This window comes from Castellaniella defragrans, from assembly GCF_014203015.1.
Taxonomy (GTDB): domain Bacteria; phylum Pseudomonadota; class Gammaproteobacteria; order Burkholderiales; family Burkholderiaceae_B; genus Castellaniella; species Castellaniella defragrans.
Map to the genome: position 1 here is coordinate 154,813 of NZ_JACHIB010000001.1, position 17,129 is coordinate 171,941.

Genomic DNA, 17,129 nt, shown 5'->3' on the forward strand with positions numbered 1-17,129 from the left:
GGACCCACGGTTTGTTCCTACAATCCGGACATCATGAAGACGAAAATCCGCCTGACCCGCGAGCAGAGCCGGGCACAGACCCGGCAGCGGCTGCTCGACGCAGCGCGCACCCTGTTCGCCGCGCAGGGCTACGCGGCCACCAGCGTCGAGCAGATCGCGCTGGAGGCCGGCTACACCCGGGGCGCCTTCTATTCCAATTTCCGGGACAAGACGGGCATCTTCCTGACGCTGCTGCGGTGCGAGCACGAACGCATCATGGCGGAACTGCAGGCGCTGCTGGACGCGCCCGCCCCCGAAAGCCAGGCAAGCCCGCCGCACCGGGACCTGCTGGAATCGCGGCTGCTGGCGCACTACGCGCGGCTGCAGCTGGATTCCCAGCGGCTGGCGCTGATGCTGGAGGCGCGGCTGCACGCGGCGCGGGACGCGGCCTTCGAGCCGCATTTCCGCCGCTTCCGGGAGGATCTGCTGGAGGCCGTGGGCCGCTACGCCCGGACCTTCGCGCAACGCGCCGGGCTGGCGCTGTCCATGAGTCCGGAAGACCTGGCCTTCGGCTTCGTGGCGCTGTGCGACGGCTGTGCGCTGCACCGGCTGGCGGGCAGCCCGCCGGGCGACGAGGACATCGAACGCATCCTGCGCGCCTTCATGAAGCGGATGGCGTTCGAGCCGCCCGGGCCGTCCCGATCCTCCGAACCGCCCGGGTCGCCCTAACAGTCGGGATTGCTCCGACCGTCCGGACCGCCCGAGCCGTCCGCGTCCCGAGGGAGGGGCGGCCGCCCCGGCGCGGAGATGCGCCGGGCGCACCCAGGAAAACGGCCCGCCGGAGCGGGCCGTGCGGGCCGTGTGCCGCGAACCGTACTGCCGGCCGCCGTCCTCAGGCCGCGGCTTTCAGGATCTGCACCTTGTCGGTGGCTTCCCAGCTGAATTCCGGCTCGCTGCGGCCGAAATGGCCGTAGGCGGCGGACTTGGAATAGATGGGGCGCAGCAGGTCGAGCATGTTGATGATGCCCTTGGGGCGCAGGTCGAAGTGCTCGCGCACCAGGCGCGCGATCTGCTCGTCGGGGATCACGCCCGTGCCTTCGGTGTAGACCGTGATGTTGATCGGCTCGGCCACCCCGATGGCGTAGCTGACCTGCACCTGGCACTGGCGCGCCAGGCCGGCGGCGACGATGTTCTTGGCCACGTAGCGCGCGGCGTAGGCGGCGGACCGGTCGACCTTGGACGGGTCCTTGCCGGAGAACGCGCCGCCGCCGTGCGGGCAGGCGCCGCCGTAGGTGTCGACGATGATCTTGCGGCCCGTCAGGCCGCAGTCGCCCTGCGGCCCGCCGATGACGAACTTGCCGGTGGGATTGATCAGGAACCGGGTCTTGTCCGTGAGCAGGCCGTCGGCGAAGACCGGGCGGATGATGTGCTCGATGGCGGCGTCGCGGATCTCGGCCTGGGAGATGTCGGGATGGTGCTGGGTGGACAGCACCACGGTATCGACCTCGGCCGGCTTGCCGTCGACGTAGCGGAAGGTGACCTGCGATTTCGCGTCCGGGCGCAGCCACGGCAGGCGGCCGTCCTTGCGCAGTTCGGCCTGGCGCTGCACGATGCGGTGCGCGTACCAGATCGGCGCGGGCATCAGGTCGGGGGTTTCGTCGCAGGCGTAGCCGAACATCAGGCCCTGGTCGCCGGCGCCCTGGTTCAGGATTTCTTCCGGCGAGCGGTCCACGCCCTGGGCGATGTCGGGGGACTGCTTGTCGTAGGCGACCAGCACCGCGCAGCCCTTGTAGTCGATGCCGTAGTCGGTGTTGTCGTAGCCGATGCGGCGGATCGTGTCGCGCGCGACCTGGATGTAATCCACGTTGGCGGTCGAGGTGATCTCGCCGGCCAGCACGACCAGGCCGGTGTTGCAGAGGGTTTCGGCGGCGACGCGGGAATTCGGGTCCTGTTCGAGCAGCGCATCGAGGATGGCGTCGGAGATCTGGTCGGCGACCTTGTCGGGGTGCCCTTCGGAAACGGATTCGGAGGTAAAGAGAAAATCGTTGTTTGCCACAGCGATGCGTCCTGTAAAAACGCCGGGGTCCGCCGGCGCGAGGTTGAACGAAACGCGTTGCACCTCTTCAGGATATCGGGGCGCGACGCTTTAGCGGAAATGAGCCCGGCCGGATCGGGCCGCCGGGTGATCGCTCCGCAAGTTGTCGGTTAACTCAGCGATCCCGGCCATTTTAAGCGAAAATGGAAACCGTCCGAAAGAAAGCATATTCCCCGGTGTGGTGTTTGCCCGGCCCGCGCATCCGCGGACCGGGCGGCGCGCCGGAGCCAGACCGCCTCTCCATTTCATGCCGCTGTCCCTCGTCCGCCTGCTGGCCGCGCTGCCCCTGTCCTGGCTCCAGGCCATCGGCCGGCTGCTCGGCACGGCCGTCTACCTGTTCCCCGGCCGCTACCGCCGCCGCCTGCGGGCTAACGCCGCCCAGGCGGGCTATGCCGACCCCGCCTTCGCCCGCCGCGCGGCCGCCGAATCCGGCGCCATGATCCTGGAGATCCCCAAGGTCTGGTGGCGCACGCCGCAGTGCCTGGCCCTGACGGGCGGCGACCAGGAATCCGTGGTGCGCGAGGCCCTGGCCGAAGGCCGGGGCGTGCTGTACCTGACACCCCACCTGGGCTGCTTCGAGATCACCGCGCGCCACCTGACGCAATACGGCCCGCTGACGGTGATGTTCCGCCCTTCGCGCAGCCCGCTGCTGGACCCCATCGTCGAATCCGCGCGCGACATGCACAATCTGCGCGCCGTGCCGGCCAACCGCAACGGCGTGCGCGAATTCGTGCGCGCCCTCAAGCGCGGCGAGGCCGTGGGCATGCTGCCCGACCAGGTGCCACGCGAAGGCGACGGCGTCTGGCTGCCCTTCTTCGGCCGCCACGCCCTGACCATGACCCTGGCCGCGCGCCTCGCCCTGCAGACAGGCGTGGCCGTGATCCTGACCGCCGGCGAGCGCCTGCCGGGCGGGCGCGGCTGGCGCATCCACTACCTGCGCCTGTCCGAGCCGCTGCCCGACGACCCCACTGCGCTGGCCGCCGCCATCAACCAGGCGATGGAGGCCCTGATCCGGCGCTTCCCGGAGCAGTACCTGTGGAGCTACAACCGCTACAAGCAGCCGGACGATGCGCCGCCCCACCCCGGCGAATCCGCGCCGGCGCCCCATGAACCGGCCTGAGCGTGCGGCCCGCGCCGCCGCCCTTCCCCGCTTTCCCGACCATGGCTTTCGATAAAAAACCCCTGCTGCGCGCCGTCCTGGGCCATTTCGGCCGCTGCTCCACCGCCGCGCGGCTGCGCTGGGGACGCTTCCTGGGGTGGCTCACGCCCCGCCTGCTGCGCTCGCGCGCCCACATCGTCCGGGTGAACCTGGAACGCTGCTTTCCCGGCCTGTCGCCGTCCGAGCGCGACGCCCTGGCGCGCCGCCATTTCCGTCTGCTGGCCCAGTCCTTCGTCGACCGGGGCCTGTGCTGGTTCGGCGCGCCCGAGCGCATCATGAACACGGTGGAACTGCACGGCGAGCACCACCTGCAGGCGCTGCTGGACCAGGGGCGCCGCATCCTGATGTTCGCGCCGCACTTCATCGCCCTGGACGCCGCGGCCACGCGCCTGACCCTGTTCCTGAAGGAGTCGGCCACGCTGTACACGCGCCAGAGCGACGCCGACGTGGACGAGATCGTGCGCCTGGGGCGCGGGCGCTTCAACCAGGTGCACCTGGTCAGCCGCCACGACGGCGTGCGCGGCCTGATCCGGCACCTGCGCAAGGGCATCCCCGTGTACTACCTGCCGGACATGGACTTCGGCCGCCAGGGCAGCGCCTTCATTCCCTTCTTCGGCGTGCCCGCCGCCACCCTGCTGTCGGCCGCGCAGATCGCCGCCGCCTGGGACGCCGTGGTGGTGCCGGTCATCAGCCGCCTGGATCCCGAGACGGGCCGCTACCGGGTGGACGTCGGCCCGCCCGTGGAGGACTTCCCCGGCGACGACGGCCCCGAGGCCGCCACCGCCCGCCTGAACACCCTGATCGAGGACGAGGTCCGCCGCGATCCGGCGCAGTACTACTGGGTGCACCGGAGGTTCAAGACGCGGCCGGAGGGGGAGAAGGGGTTCTATTGACCCATCCTCATGGACGTTACATCATATGAAAAATGGTAACGTCTTCTGAGGGAAATGCAAGGTCATGCGGTCCGGCCGCGATGCAAACAATGTCTCGGACAAACTCAAGTCGGCCAGATCGCGCTCCGCAGGGGCGCGTGGATTGAAACCTGTGGATGTCAGGCATGCCCACCCTTGGGAGCATGGTTTTTGCTTCGCTCAACCTCAAGCCATTTACATGCCAGCCCGACCACCTTGGGGATTGGCTTGCTGCCGGTGCGGTAGTGGGCGATCATGCGCCGGGTCATGCCCAGTGTTTCGGCGGCACCGCTCAGTGATAGGTCATTGCGTTGCATCCAGGCGTTGAACTCCGACGCCGTGGGCAGCCCGGCTTGTTCTCGGCCAAGCTCGTACAGGCGGTCGGCGCCCATATCGAGCCCATCTGGCCAGTCCAGGCCGTGGCCCCAGTCGTCGCGTTGCATCTTTGCGAAGAACTCGTCGTTTCGCAGCGCATCGAAGGGTGGGTTGGCGAGATCGGACAGATCGACGCGCAGGGTTTCACCGGTGCTCCAGTCGATCTCTACGGTCAAGGGGCCGACGATGCGGGCGTCCTTGATGTTCGGTGGGGTTTTCATGGATTCAGCCTCCGGTATTCGGTCATGTATTTCGTGGTGTTTTCCTGAATGTCTTCGAGAGCAGGAATCAGTCGCTTTGCCGGGGTGACGCCACCCGCCAGGACTCGGCACGTTTCGATGGACACCGATACCCGGCTACCGTCGCGAAATTCGACATGGACATGAGGAACGCCGTGCTCGTTGCCATTGATACGGATACGCCAGTCGTCGTGTGGTGGATAGGTCGTCATAGGCGTATAGTAGTGTAATTATTACACTATATCAAGATGGCCGGAGCGTTTCCTGTCTCAGCGGCATTCGGAGGGTTACTGTCGAATGTGCGCCGGGTCGGCGGCTTCGGCGGGGCCTGCGTCTGCGCCTGGGGCCATGTAACAGGCGCAGGCTGATCACAGGGAAGGGCGGCGTATTCGCGCCGCCCTCGTTCTTCATGCGCGACTATCCTCTGTGCCTTTTTGATACGGGGGTGGTGACGATGGGCGCTGCGAATCAGATTTCGACGCAGAGGTTTCCCTTTGGGCGGGACATGGTGTTTGCCGCCTTTGTCCGGTCGGTGAGGGCGTGCGGATATGACCTGGAAAGCGCCGACGAGTATGAGAAAGTCCAGGCCCGCATGGTCAAGAGCGCCAATACGACCTATCGGGGGATCACCGAGACGAGGGAGGGCGATCCTATATTGCCCTTCCCAGGGGCGTCAGAAGTCCAGTTGCTCCAGCGTGACACCCATCGCAGCGGCAATGCGCTCCCGGATCGCTTTCTTGGGCTTGGCGTCTGGCGCTTCCATTGCAGCATAGCTTGGCTGGCGAATCTCCAGGCGTCGCGCCATTTCGGTTTGCGTCAGGCCCAGATGCTCACGCCAGGCGCGAATCACGCTCCAGTCGTTCTTCACGGATAGGCGCATGACTTCGTGAGGCGTTGTGCGATCGGCGGGGATGCGGCCAGCGGGCTTTTGCCCGCCGGTGAGCTTGATGTATTCGTCGTAGGGCAGCACAACGAAGGCCGGCTTGGTGTGAAGCGCGCTCCGCAGGGGCGCGTGGATTGAAACGCGTCGACACCCTGCTCGCGGTGGAGCCGTTCTGATTGCGCTTCATAGGAGCGCACAGATCGAAACACGCCGGGACGCTTCCCCGCGATCCAGTGCGCATCGAGCGGCCCGGCGTGTTTGAGAGGATAATGCTGCGATGATCTGGAACTTCACCAAAATGCACGGCGCGGGCAACGATTTCGTCGTCCTGGACGGCGTGCGCCAGTCCATCGAACTCACGCCCGATCGCGTCCGGGCGCTGGCCGACCGCCATCGCGGCGTCGGCGCCGACCAGATCCTGCTGGTCGAAGACCCCCTGCATCCGGACGCGGACTTCCGCTACCGGATCTTCAATGCCGACGGCGGCGAGGTCGAGCACTGCGGCAACGGCGCGCGCTGCTTCGTGCGCTTCGTGCACGAGCAGGGCCTGTCGCGGCGCAATCCGCTGCGCGCCGAGATCGCCACGGGGCTGATCGTGCTGCACGAGGCCGACGACGGCCAGGTGAGCGTGGACATGGGCCGCACCGCCTTCGCGCCCGCGGACCTGGCTTTCGATCCCGCCGGCCTGGAAACCCGCGCCTGCGGCGGCGACACCCTGTACCGCCTGGACCTGCCGCCCGAGGCGGGCGAGGCCTGGTGCTCGCTGGTGGCGATCTCCAACCCCCACGCCGTGGTCCAGGTGGACGACGCGGACGCGCATCCCGTCGCCCGGATCGGGCCGGCGATCGAATCCCATCCCCGCTTCGCCCAGCGCGTCAATGCGGGCTTCATGCAGGTGATCGACCGCCACCACATCCGCCTGCGGGTCTACGAACGCGGCGCGGGCGAAACGCTGGCCTGCGGCACCGGCGCCTGCGCCGCTGCCGTGGCCGGCATCCGACGCGGCCTGCTGGACAGCCCGGTGCGGGTGGACACGCGCGGCGGAGTCCTGCGGATCGAATGGGACGGCCAGGTCCTGCGCATGCAGGGGCCGGCGACCACGGTATTCCATGGCCGGATCGACATCGACGCGCTGGTCGCGTCCTTCTGACCGGCCGCGCCTTCTTGACTGACGGAAAGCCCACATGACACAGGACGCATTCACCGCCCAGGACGTGGCGGACTACCTCAGCCGCAACCCCGATTTCTTCGAGACGCACGCCGACGTCTTCGCTTCGCTGAGCGTGCCCCACCCGCACCAGGCCCGCGCGATCTCGCTGGGCGAGCGGCAGATCCTGACGCTGCGCGCGCGCGTCAAGGAACACGAGCACCGGCTGATGCAGCTGCTGCACAATGCCGGCGGCAACGAGCGCATCAACCAGTCGCTCATGCAGTGGTGCGCGCGCATGCTGGCCGAGCCCGACGCCAGCCGCATCCCGGCCCACATCATCCGCAGCCTGTCGGACCAGTTCGACCTGAGCGCCATCGCCCTGCGGGTCTGGGACCTGCCCGCGCTGGCGGACAGCGAATTCGCCCAGGATGTGGACGCCGGCATCCGCGCCTACGCCGAGAGCCTGGCGCAGCCCTACTGCGGCCCGCTCAAGGACCAGGAGCCCGCCCGCTGGCTGGCGTCCGAGCCCGCCTCGCTGGCGATCCTGCCCCTGCGCACGCTGAACGGCGCCGCGCCGGTCGGCCTGCTGGTCCTGGGCTCGGACGACGCCGGGCGCTTCACGCCCGACATGGGCACGGCCTTCCTGTCGCTGATCGCCTCGCTGGCGGGCGCGGCCCTGGGACGGCTGGCCCGCACGGCGCCCGAGGCGGCCTGAGCGGCGGATCGCCATGAACGCGCGTTCCGGAGGCCGGCGCCCGCGCGCCGGCGTCGGGGCAGCGGCCCCCGCCGCGCGGCCGGCGGCACCCACCCCCGAAGAAACCGCGCCGGACGACGCCCTGGCCGAGGCCTGGCTGTCCGAGCTGGGGGCGCAGCAGCGCTATTCCAGCCATACGATCGCCGCCTACCGCCGCGACCTGCGGGCGCTGCGGCAGTGCTTTCCCGGCCAGCCGCTGGACGCGCTGGGCGAGGCCCACATCCGCCAGGCGCTGGGACGGCTGCATGCCTCGGGGCTGCAGCCCCGCAGCCTGGCGCGCGCCCTGGCCGCCTGGCGCGGCTACTACGAATGGCGGGCGGACGCCGCCGGCCTGACGCGCAATCCGGCCCACGGCGTGCGCGCGCCGCGCATCCCGCACAGCCTGCCCAAGGCCCTGTCCGTGGACCAGGCCCAGGCCCTGCTGGACCGCAGCCACCTGCCGCCCGCCGAAACCCCGGTCGAGCGGCGCGACATGGCCATGTTCGAGATCCTGTATTCCGGCGGCCTGCGCCTGTCGGAACTGGTCGGCCTGGACTGGCGGCCGGTGCGCACGCCCGGCCACGTCTCGCACAGCTGGATCCAGGCCGACGAGGGCGAGGCCGTGGTGCGGGGCAAAGGCGGCAAGACGCGCATCGTGCCGCTGGGCCGCCAGGCCCTGGCCGCCCTGCGGGCCTGGCTGGAAGTCCGCGACGCGCTGCTCGGCCCCCGCTCCGACGAGGACGCGCGGGCCGCGCTGTTCCTGGGCGAACGCGGCCAGCGCATCGGTCCGCGCGTGGTGCAGCTGCGCCTGCAGGCCCTGGCGCAGCGCGTCGGCCTGCCGCTGCACGTGCATCCGCACAGCCTGCGGCACAGCTTCGCCAGCCACCTGCTGCAATCCGCCCAGGACCTGCGCGCCGTCCAGGAACTGCTCGGCCACGCCAACATTTCCACGACGCAGATCTACACCCGGCTGGACTTCCAGCACCTGGCCGCCAGCTACGACCAGGCGCACCCCCGGGCGCGCCGCAAGACGGAAGATTGACGCGAGACTGGAATCGGCACGATCCCACGGCCGGCGCGGTCCCACGGCCGGCGCGGTCCCGGGGCCAGGACGCGGGCACCCCGGCCGGCCCGCACGGCCGCGCCGTCCGGCGCTCAGGCCAGGAACCGGCGCGCCAGCAGCACCCAGTAGGCGGCGCCGATGGCGAGATTCTCGTCGTTGAAGTCGTAGCCCGGGTTGTGCACCATGCAGGCGCCGGCCTCGTCCCCTTCGCCGTTGCCGATCAGCAGGTAGCTGCCCGGGCGCTTTTCCAGCATGTAGGCGAAGTCCTCGCTGCCGGTCAGGGCCGGCCCCTGGCGCTCGATCCGGTCGGCCCCCAGCAGCTCCTCGCCGATCAGGCGCGCGAACTCGGTTTCCGCGCAGCTGTTGACCAGCACGGCGTAGCCGCGCCGGTAGTCGATCCTCGCGGTCACGCCGAAGCTCTGCGCCTGGGCGTGGACCAGCGCCTCGATGCGCTGCTCGACCAGCCGGCGGACCTCGGGATCGAGCGTGCGCACGCTGAGCTCCAGGCGCGCGCTCTGCGGGATCACGTTGTTGGCGTGGCCGGCGCGCAGCACCCCCACCGTCACCACGGCGGTGTCCTGGGGGTCCACGTTGCGCGACACCACGGTCTGCAGCGCCATCACCAGGCTGGCCGCCGCCACCACCGGATCGGCGGCCTTGTGCGGCAGGGCGCCATGGCCGCCGCAGCCTTCGAGGGTGATGCAGACCTTGTCGGACGAGGCCATCATGGCCCCTTCGCGGAACACCAGCCGCCCGCGCGGCCAGCCCGGCATGTTGTGCATGGCGAAAATGGCGTCGCACGGATATTTCTGGAACAGGCCGTCGGCCATCATGCGCACGGCCCCGCTGTCGTCCGTGCCGTACTCCTCGGCCGGCTGGAAGATCAGGTTCAGCGTCCCGGAAAACCCGCCCGACTCGGCCAGCACGCGGGCCGCGCACAGCAGCATGGCGGTATGTCCGTCATGGCCGCAGGCGTGCATCACGCCGGGATTCCGGCTGGCGTACGGCAGGCCGGTCGCCTCCTGGATCGGCAGGGCGTCCATGTCGGCGCGCAGGCCCAGCGCGCGCCGGCCGCTGCCCTTGCGCAGCCGCCCCACCACGCCGGTGCCGCCCAGGCCGCATTCGACCTCGTAGCCCCATGACTTCAGCCGCGACGCCACCAGCTCGGCGGTGCGGTGCTCGCCGAAGGACAGCTCCGGATGGCCGTGGATGTCCCGGCGCAGGTCGATGAACTCGCGCGCGTAGGTCCGGACGGCATGCAGCAGGGGATGGTCGTTCATCCGACACTCCGATCAAGAACAGACAAGGGGAAAACGGGCCATGGCCGCCTCAATCCACGAGGGCCCGCTTCCCCCCGGTTTCGGGCAGCAGCACGATGCCCACGATGGTGAGGACGCTGGTGGCGACCACGTACAGCGCCGGCGCGGCCGGGTTGCCGGTGACCTCGATCAGCCAGGTGACAACGAACTGCGTGGATCCGCCGAACACCGCCACGCCGACGGCATAGACGATCGACAGGCCCAGCGCCCGCACGTGGCGGGGGAACTGCTCGGGGATCATCACGATCGACGGCGCGCCGCTGATCGCGGTCAGGCCGGCCAGCAGCAGTGTCGTCAACGCCAGCGTCGCGAGATTGGTGTGTTCGAGCAGCAGCAGGAAGGCCGGCAGCGTCAGCACGGCCAGTGCCACGCGCGGCCACAGCACGACGGGCTTGCGGCCGTAGCGGTCCGACAGCCAGCCGCCCAGCAGGGAGCCCAGCCACGTCACCAGGCCGTACGTCACGGTGGCGAGCATGCCGACGACCGGCGTCAGCTTCAGGGTCACGATGGCGTAGCTCGTCATGTACATGGACACGTAGGTCGATACCGTGCCGCCGATGACCACCAGCACCCCGAGCAGGGCCGGGCGGACGTAGTTGCGCAGGCGCGGCCGGGGCTGCGCGGCGGCGCGCGCACGGCCGTCGTCCATGTCCAGCGATTCGGGCATGTGGCGGCGCAGGAAGACCGCCACGAAGATCAGCACGGACCCCAGCAGGAACGGCAGCCGCCAGCCCCAGGACAGCATCTGCTCGGGCGACAGCGACAGCGTCAGCAGCACGCCGATGATGCCGGCGACGAGGGCGGCCAGCCCCTGGCTGGCGAGCTGCCAGCTGCCGTAGAGCCCGCGCCGGCCCGGCGGCGCGACCTCGATCAGGTAGGACGTGGAGGGGCCGACCTCGCCGCCCAGCGCCAGGCCCTGGATCAGCCGGCACAGCACGACGATGACGGGCGCGGCCAGGCCGATGCTGTCGTAGGACGGCGTCAGCGCCAGGCCCAGGGTGCCCACGACGATGAGCGCGATGGTCAGCAGCATCGCGGGCTTGCGGCCCGCCCGGTCCGCCAGGGCGCCGATCAGCACCCCGCCCAGGGGCCGCGTGACGAAACCCACGCCGAACACCGCCACCGACAGCAGCAGGCTCATGAACGGCGTGGACGCCGGGAAGAAGGTCTTGCCGATGTAGACGGCGAAGAAGGCGTAGGTGGTGAAGTCGTAGAACTCGATGGCGTTGCCCGCCACCGTGGCCGCGACGACGCGGCGTGAAACCTCCGGCCGGCCGGAGGCCGCGCCGTGTTCCGCTCCCGCGGAGCGCGTCCGCGGGGGTAAAGGGATTGCCGCGGCCGCGCGGCCCGTGCTGCTGTTGGCCATGATCGAGTCTCCTCACGTGCCGCCTCATGTGCGGCCATCTTGTCTGGTCCTTGCATCTTATGAATCTGCTTTTAATTCGTCCAATGCATAGTTATCATTGAATGGATTCATAAAACTCATTGACGGGCGATACTCATGAACCTGCGCCACCTGGAGCATCTGCTGGCCGTGGCGGACACCGGCTCCTTCAGCCGCGCGGCGGAACAGCACCACATCACCCAGTCCGCCCTGAGCCGCAGCATCCAGACGCTGGAGGACGCGCTGGACGCGCGCCTGATCGACCGCGTGGGCAAGCGCAACGAACTGACGCCCTTCGGCCAGGCGGTCGTGCAGCGCGCGCGCCGCATGGTGCTCGACGCCGCCGAACTGCGCCGCAGCGCCGAATTCCTGCGCGAGGGCCACATGGGCTCGCTGCGCATCGGGCTCGGCTCGGGGCCGAGCGCCATGCTGATGCGGCCGTTCCTGGGCTACATGGCGCGGACCTTTCCCGGCGTGGAAGTCAGCATCTCGCCGGGCGCGACGGAGCTGCAGGTGCCGCAGCTGCGGCAGCGCGCGCTGGACGCGCTGGTAGTCGACGTGCACCGCGTCGCGCCGGCCGCCGACCTGGTCATCGAGGTGCTGAGCGACATGCGCGCGGGCTTCATCTGCCGCCACGACCATCCGCTGCGGCAATCCGGCGCGGCCGTCTCCTTCGCCGAAATGCGGCGCTACCCGCTGGCCTCGACGCCGCTGAGCGCGGAAGTGTCCCGCGGCCTGATCGCCCGCTACGGCGCCAGGGCCGACCCGCGACAGGCGGTGACCCTGCGCTGCGACGACATCCACAGCCTGCTGGACACGGTCCGCGAGAGCGACGCCATCTTCCTGGGCATCCTGGGCCCGGCCTGGCCGGACATCCGCGCGGGGCGGCTGGCGGAACTGGCGGTGCGCCCGGCGCTGGACGCCTCGGCCCGCTTCGCCCTCGTCACGCTGGCCGACCGGACCGAGGCGCCGGCCATGGCCATCCTGCGCCGGTTCGCGGCCGAGCGGCTGCGGGACTGAAGGGGGCCGGGCGCGGGGCGCGGCCCAGGCCGGAATCGACGCCCGCCGGCCGCGCGCAGGGGCGACCGGGCACCGGACCCGCGTGCGTTCAACGGCCGCCTTGCATCTTCACCGGCCGCCTTCCTTCATGGATTGCAGCAGCCGCGCGCGGCGCGCCCGCGTCTCGCGCAGGGCCAGGAGCACGCCGCCATGCGGCCCGAATGCGACCGACAGGAAATGGAGGACGCCCGCCGACAAAATGATGGCCGGCGACGCGGGCACGTCCGCGTGATAGGACACCAGTAGGCCCGCGTAGGACGCCAGGGCGCCCAGCGCCGCGGCCAGCGCCATCTGGGCGCCCACCGGACGCGCCCAGAACCGCGCGGCCGTCGCGGGCAGCATCATGATGCCCACCACCATGAGGGTGCCCAGCACCTGGAAGCCGGCCACCAGGTTGAGCACCAGCAGCAGCAGGAAGCCGATGTGCGCCCAGGCGCCCGCCCGGCCCTCGGCGCGCAGGAAGCCGGGATCCAGGCATTCCATCGCCAGCACGCGCAGCAGCGCGGCCAGCGCCAGCAGCGTGACGCTGCTGACGACGGTGACCAGGATCAGGGCCGCGTCGCCGAGCCCCAGGACGGTGCCGAACAGCACGTGGATCAGGTCCATGTTGGTGCCCTTCAAGGACACCAGCAGCACCCCCAGGCCGAGCGACACCAGGTAGAAGGCGGCGAAGCTGGCGTCCTCGCGCAGCGGCGTCATGCGCGACACGAGGCCGGCCAGCACGGCCACCGCCACGCCGGTGACCAGGCCGCCGAGCGTCATGGCCGTCATGGACAGCCCGGCCGTCAGGAAGCCGACGGCCACCCCCGGCAGGATGGCGTGGGCCATGGCGTCGCCCATCAGGCTGAGGCGGCGCAGCACCAGGAACACGCCCAGGGGGCCGGCGGCGAAGGCCAGCGCCAGCGCGCCCGCCAGGGCGCGGCGCATGAAGCCGAATTCGACGAAAGGCTGCGCCAGCAGGTGCCACAAGTCCATCAGACGGCCTCCGCGGCGCACAGGTGGCGGGCCAGGTGCAGATTGGACGCGGACAGCACCTGGCCGCTGTCGCCCCAGCCCACGACCTGGCCGGCCAGCAGCAGGGTCTGCGGGAAATAGGCGCGCACCATGTCCAGGTCGTGCAGCACGGCGATCAGGGTGCGTCCTTCGCCGTGCCACCGGTGCAGCAGGGCCAGCAGATCTTCCGTCGTGGCCCGGTCCACCGCGGCGAAGGGCTCGTCCAGCAGGATCACCCGCGCATCGCGCAGCATCAGCCGCGCGAACAGCGCGCGCTGCCGCTGGCCGCCGGACAGCGTGTTCACCGGCTGGCGGCTCAGCCCGGCCAGGCCCACGGCGCGCAGCGCGGCCTCGACGGCGTCCCGGCCCGCGTCGTCCAGGCCGCGCCAGGCGCCCAGCCGATGCCAGGCGCCCATGGCCACCAGGTCGAAGGTGCTGATGGGAAAATCCAGGTCCAGTTCGGCCGACTGCGGCAGGCAGGCCAGGTCGCCCGCGATCTCCGGATCGATGCGGATGCGCCCCCGGATGGGGCTGAGGCGGCCCGCCATGGCCTTGATCAGGGTGGATTTCCCCGCCCCGTTGGGCCCCACCACCGCCGTCAGCGACCCGCGCGCGAACGCGCCGCTGGCGTCGCGCACCGCGATGCGGTCGCGCCAGCCCAGCCAGAGCTGCTGCAGCTCGATGGCGGGCGGCGCGGCGCCGGGCGCCGGGCTCACCACCATTGCAGCGCCCAGCCGGTCAGCAGCCACAGGAACAGCACGGCCAGCGCGGCGCGGCGCATGCGCCGTCCGGCCGACAGCAGCAGCGAGGAGCCGCGATAGCGGCCCGATCTGATGAAGGGGGGAAAATGGGACATAATCGACTGTGGCATACACATACACGCAATGGCGTATCGGATCCGTTACGTTATAACATAACCCCATGAATATGAAGGCCCATTCCCACTCGCCCGACGAGATCGCGGCGCGCCTGGACACAGCCGAACGGCTCTGCGCCGAGCGCGGATCGCGGCTGACGCCCCTGCGGCGCCTGGTGCTGGAAACGCTGCTGAACCACCCCGGCAGCCTCAAGGCCTACGAACTGCTCGACGCCCTGCGCTCCGCGCAGCCCGGCGCCGCGCCCCCCACGGTCTACCGCGCGCTGGATTTCCTGACGGAACAGGGCCTGATCCACCGGCTGGACGTCATCAACGCCTGGAGCGCCTGCACCGACGCGGGCGGCACGCCCCACGACGTGCTGGTCGTCTGCACCCGCTGCGGCAGCGTCGCCGAACTCAGCGACCCCGACCTGGGCCGCCGCCTGGCCGCCTGCGTCGCCCAGGCCGGCTACACCCTGAGCGGCCAGGAAACCGAACTGCGCGCGCTCTGCCCCCGCTGCCGGGAAGCCTGAGCCGCCCGAATCACGCCTCGGTCACGCCCGGGCCGCGGCCAAGCCGCACCCGAGCCCCGCCCCGATCACGGCCGAACCACCTTCCGGCTCACGCCTCCGGCGCGGGCGTCCGCGTCTCTGCGAGCGCGCAACGCAGCACGAACTGGAACACCGCCCCGGCGCCGGACTGCGGCAGCAGCCGGATCGTGCTCTCGTGCAACCGCAGGATGCGGTCCACGATCATCAGCCCGAATCCGCCCGAACGCGTTTCCTGGGCGGCCGCATAGCCCGTGAACGCGGGACGCTCGAACAGATGCCGCGCCAGCACGGGGGACACGCCCGGCCCGGTGTCGCGCACGGTGACCTCGATGCCGTCCCGCCCGCGGGGCTGCAGCCGCACGGTGATTTCCCCGCCCTCCGGCGTGGCGCGCACCGCGTTGTCGATCAGGTTGACCAGCACGCGTTCGATCATGGTCAGATCGGCCGTCACCCGCGGCAGCCCCGGGGCGATGTCGGCCACCAGGCGCTGCCGCCGGGCCTCGGCCGCCAGTTCAAACTTCTGGAAGACGTCCTGCAGCAGGTCGGGCAGGAAGAACGGCTCCATCTGGGGCCTGACGATGCCGTACTCCAGCCGCGCGAGCTCGAACATTTCCTGGGCCAGGAGGCCGACCTTGCGGCTCTGCTCCAGGGCGATGTCGAGATAGCGCAGCCGCTCGGCCGGATCCAGCGTATCGGCCTTCATCCGCAAGGTTTCCAGGTAGCCGTGCAGCGACGTGAGCGGCGTGCGCAGGTCGTGCGAAAGATTGGCGAACAGCTCGCGCCGCTGCCGGTCCTGGTCCCGCAGCGCCTGCCATTGCCCGTCGATGCGCCGGGCCAGGTCCTCGAAGCTGCGGCTCAGCAGCATCAGGTCGCTGCCGCTGTGCGCCGCCCGCCTGAGCAGCGGCCTGGCCTGCGGCAGCCAGGACATGCCATGGCGCCTGAGGCCGCTCACCGCTTCGGTCAGCGTGCGCAGCGGGCGGGTGATCAGGTGGAACGCCGTCAGCCCGGCCAGCAGCCCCAGCAGGGCCACCAGGGCCATGGACCACAGCATCGCATTGGCCGCCCCGCCGGCATTCACGCGCTCGGCGAGCGACTGGCGGCTCTCGCCCTGCAGGATCACGTAGACGAAGCCCGCCTCGCGGCCCGCCGCCTTCAGCGGCGCGGCGCTGAAGACCTTGCGGCCGGCGGGATCGCGCGGATCGTCGCCGAAGATCGGCAGCGTGCTGCCGCCCAGCAGCGACCGGATGGGGGCCAGGTCCACCCGCGCGCGCTTGACGGCTCCCTCGGGGGCCGAATAGGAGCGGATGCGGCCGGCCTCGTCGAGCAGGTAGACCTCGACGCTGGGGTTCACCGCCATGAGCTTGTCGAACAGCTCGTGCACCGCCGCGGGGTTGAACCCGCCGGCCGCCACCAGTTCCGGATAGTTGGCGATCTGCGGAGCCAGGTCCAGGGAAAGCCGCTGGGTGACTTCCTGCTCGTGCCGTTCGCTGCCCTGCATCTGCAGGGCGACCGAAGCGGCGCAGCAGGCCAGCAGCAGCACGACGAACACGGCCGACAGGCGCTGCGACAGCGAGAGCCTGCGCATCATGGCGAGGGCCCCTCCGCCGCCAGCTTGTAGCCGCGTCCCCAGACCGTCAGGATCAGGCGGGGCTCGGACGGATTGCGTTCGATCTTCATGCGCAGCCGGTTGATGTGCGTGTTCACCGTATGCTCATAACCGTCGTGCCGGTAGCCCCAGACCTGGTTGAGCAGGTCCAGGCGCGAGAACACCCTGCCGGGATGGCGGGCAAAGAAATGCAGCAGGTCGAATTCGCGCGGCGTCAGTTCCACCGGCCGGCCCTCCAGGCGCACCTCCCGCGCGATCGGGTCGATGCCGAGCCCGCCCAGCACGAGCACGCCGGCATCCAGCCGGGCGTTGCGCGCCAGGGCCTCGCTGCGCCGCAGCAGCGCGCGCATGCGCGCGACGAACTCCAGCATGGAAAACGGCTTGGCCAGGTAGTCGTCGGCCCCCAGTTCCAGCCCCAGGATGCGGTGCACCTCGCTGGAGCGCGCGCTGGTGATGATGATGGGAATGTAGTGGGCCATGGCGCGCGCCTGCCGGCAGATCTCCAGCCCGTCCACGCCGGGCAGCATCAGGTCGAGCACCAGCGCGTGCCAGCCTCCCTGGGCGAGCGCGGCCACGCCCTGGGTGCCGTCGGCGACGCGCACGGCGTCGTAGCCTTCGTCCCGCAGGTGCATGCGCAGGAGTTCGGCGACGTGGTCGTCGTCCTCGACGATGAGGATCCGTTTGGGAGCTTCCATCCGGCCATTATCCGACAGGACGGCGCGCCGAATGTTCACGATTTTTTGAACTTTCGGCGAGGATTCCGGGATCGGGGGC

Annotated in this window: 19 protein-coding genes; 8 read left to right on the top strand and 11 right to left on the bottom strand. The window is 70.2% G+C overall.

The annotated features are described in order from the left end of the window. The first annotated feature begins 33 nt into the window (after window positions 1–33). Window positions 34–708 carry a TetR/AcrR family transcriptional regulator gene (locus HNR28_RS00660; protein WP_043685550.1) on the top strand — a complete coding sequence of 225 codons (675 nt, stop codon included), beginning with the start codon at window positions 34–36 and terminating at the stop codon, window positions 706–708. Between the two features lie 163 nt (window positions 709–871). Here the strand turns inward: HNR28_RS00660 and metK are convergent, their stop codons facing one another. After that, window positions 872–2,035, bottom strand: coding sequence for a methionine adenosyltransferase (gene metK, locus HNR28_RS00665; protein ID WP_043679679.1), 1,164 nt, complete (start codon window positions 2,033–2,035; stop codon window positions 872–874). A gap of 286 nt (window positions 2,036–2,321) precedes the next feature. Here metK and HNR28_RS00670 point away from each other — a divergent pair, with 286 nt between their 5' ends. After that, window positions 2,322–3,194, top strand: coding sequence for a lysophospholipid acyltransferase family protein (locus tag HNR28_RS00670; RefSeq protein ID WP_043679676.1), 873 nt, complete (start codon window positions 2,322–2,324; stop codon window positions 3,192–3,194). Window positions 3,195–3,235: 41 nt separating this feature from the next. After that, entirely contained in the window at window positions 3,236–4,126 is an 891-nt protein-coding gene (locus tag HNR28_RS00675; protein WP_043685548.1) for a lysophospholipid acyltransferase family protein, read from the top strand. Between the two features lie 158 nt (window positions 4,127–4,284). On the opposite strand, the gene HNR28_RS00680 is transcribed toward HNR28_RS00675, so the two are convergent. The 3 genes from HNR28_RS00680 to HNR28_RS00690 form a co-directional block, all read right to left on the bottom strand. Further along, a complete protein-coding gene (locus tag HNR28_RS00680; protein WP_043679673.1) occupies window positions 4,285–4,740 on the bottom strand; it encodes a DUF2442 domain-containing protein in 456 nt (151 codons plus the stop codon). Continuing rightward, complete coding sequence (locus tag HNR28_RS00685; protein ID WP_084330457.1) at window positions 4,737–4,970, bottom strand: DUF4160 domain-containing protein; 234 nt, start codon at window positions 4,968–4,970, stop codon at window positions 4,737–4,739. Before HNR28_RS00685 ends, HNR28_RS00680 begins: the two co-directional genes overlap by 4 nt. 461 nt (window positions 4,971–5,431) lie before the next feature. After that, entirely contained in the window at window positions 5,432–5,728 is a 297-nt protein-coding gene (locus HNR28_RS00690) for a helix-turn-helix transcriptional regulator (protein ID WP_242404252.1), read from the bottom strand. A gap of 190 nt (window positions 5,729–5,918) precedes the next feature. Between HNR28_RS00690 and dapF the strand changes: the two genes are divergently transcribed. From dapF to HNR28_RS00705, 3 genes are read left to right on the top strand one after another with little or no spacing between them, the layout of a single operon-like run. Continuing rightward, window positions 5,919–6,791 (top strand): diaminopimelate epimerase, encoded by an 873-nt coding sequence (dapF, locus tag HNR28_RS00695; protein ID WP_043679669.1) that lies wholly within the window; start codon window positions 5,919–5,921, stop codon window positions 6,789–6,791. A gap of 34 nt (window positions 6,792–6,825) precedes the next feature. Then, complete coding sequence (locus HNR28_RS00700; RefSeq protein ID WP_043679667.1) at window positions 6,826–7,506, top strand: DUF484 family protein; 681 nt, start codon at window positions 6,826–6,828, stop codon at window positions 7,504–7,506. A gap of 13 nt (window positions 7,507–7,519) precedes the next feature. Beyond that, a complete protein-coding gene (locus HNR28_RS00705; protein ID WP_052355533.1) occupies window positions 7,520–8,566 on the top strand; it encodes a tyrosine recombinase XerC in 1,047 nt (348 codons plus the stop codon). Window positions 8,567–8,679: 113 nt separating this feature from the next. Here the strand turns inward: HNR28_RS00705 and HNR28_RS00710 are convergent, their stop codons facing one another. Both HNR28_RS00710 and HNR28_RS00715 read right to left on the bottom strand, forming a co-directional pair. Continuing rightward, window positions 8,680–9,867, bottom strand: a complete 1,188-nt coding sequence (locus tag HNR28_RS00710) for a M20 aminoacylase family protein (RefSeq protein WP_043679666.1) — start codon at window positions 9,865–9,867, stop codon at window positions 8,680–8,682. 49 nt (window positions 9,868–9,916) lie between these two features. Further along, on the bottom strand, window positions 9,917–11,272 hold the full coding sequence (locus tag HNR28_RS00715; protein ID WP_043679664.1) for an MFS transporter: 1,356 nt from the start codon (window positions 11,270–11,272) through the stop codon (window positions 9,917–9,919). Between the two features lie 135 nt (window positions 11,273–11,407). On the opposite strand from HNR28_RS00715, the gene HNR28_RS00720 reads away from it, so the two are divergent. After that, the gene (locus HNR28_RS00720) at window positions 11,408–12,310 is read left to right on the top strand and encodes a LysR family transcriptional regulator (RefSeq protein ID WP_043679662.1); all 903 of its coding nucleotides are present in this window, start codon (window positions 11,408–11,410) and stop codon (window positions 12,308–12,310) included. Window positions 12,311–12,418: 108 nt separating this feature from the next. On the opposite strand, the gene HNR28_RS00725 is transcribed toward HNR28_RS00720, so the two are convergent. Genes HNR28_RS00725 through HNR28_RS00735 form a run of 3 tightly spaced genes read right to left on the bottom strand, consistent with a single transcriptional unit; the run spans window position 12,419 to window position 14,198 of the window. Next, window positions 12,419–13,324, bottom strand: a complete 906-nt coding sequence (locus HNR28_RS00725; protein ID WP_043679660.1) for a metal ABC transporter permease — start codon at window positions 13,322–13,324, stop codon at window positions 12,419–12,421. Next, window positions 13,324–14,064, bottom strand: coding sequence for a metal ABC transporter ATP-binding protein (locus HNR28_RS00730; protein WP_151025067.1), 741 nt, complete (start codon window positions 14,062–14,064; stop codon window positions 13,324–13,326). The genes HNR28_RS00725 and HNR28_RS00730 overlap by 1 nt, the downstream gene beginning before the upstream one ends. After that, on the bottom strand, window positions 14,055–14,198 hold the full coding sequence (locus HNR28_RS00735; RefSeq protein ID WP_158386219.1) for a hypothetical protein: 144 nt from the start codon (window positions 14,196–14,198) through the stop codon (window positions 14,055–14,057). Before HNR28_RS00735 ends, HNR28_RS00730 begins: the two co-directional genes overlap by 10 nt. Before the next feature lie 71 nt (window positions 14,199–14,269). Here HNR28_RS00735 and HNR28_RS00740 point away from each other — a divergent pair, with 71 nt between their 5' ends. Beyond that, window positions 14,270–14,731 (top strand): Fur family transcriptional regulator, encoded by a 462-nt coding sequence (locus HNR28_RS00740; protein WP_151025068.1) that lies wholly within the window; start codon window positions 14,270–14,272, stop codon window positions 14,729–14,731. Between the two features lie 88 nt (window positions 14,732–14,819). Here the strand turns inward: HNR28_RS00740 and HNR28_RS00745 are convergent, their stop codons facing one another. Both HNR28_RS00745 and HNR28_RS00750 read right to left on the bottom strand, forming a co-directional pair. After that, entirely contained in the window at window positions 14,820–16,337 is a 1,518-nt protein-coding gene (locus HNR28_RS00745) for a sensor histidine kinase (protein WP_151025066.1), read from the bottom strand. Continuing rightward, window positions 16,334–17,050 (bottom strand): response regulator transcription factor, encoded by a 717-nt coding sequence (locus HNR28_RS00750; protein WP_151025065.1) that lies wholly within the window; start codon window positions 17,048–17,050, stop codon window positions 16,334–16,336. The genes HNR28_RS00745 and HNR28_RS00750 overlap by 4 nt, the downstream gene beginning before the upstream one ends. Window positions 17,051–17,129 lie beyond the last annotated feature (79 nt).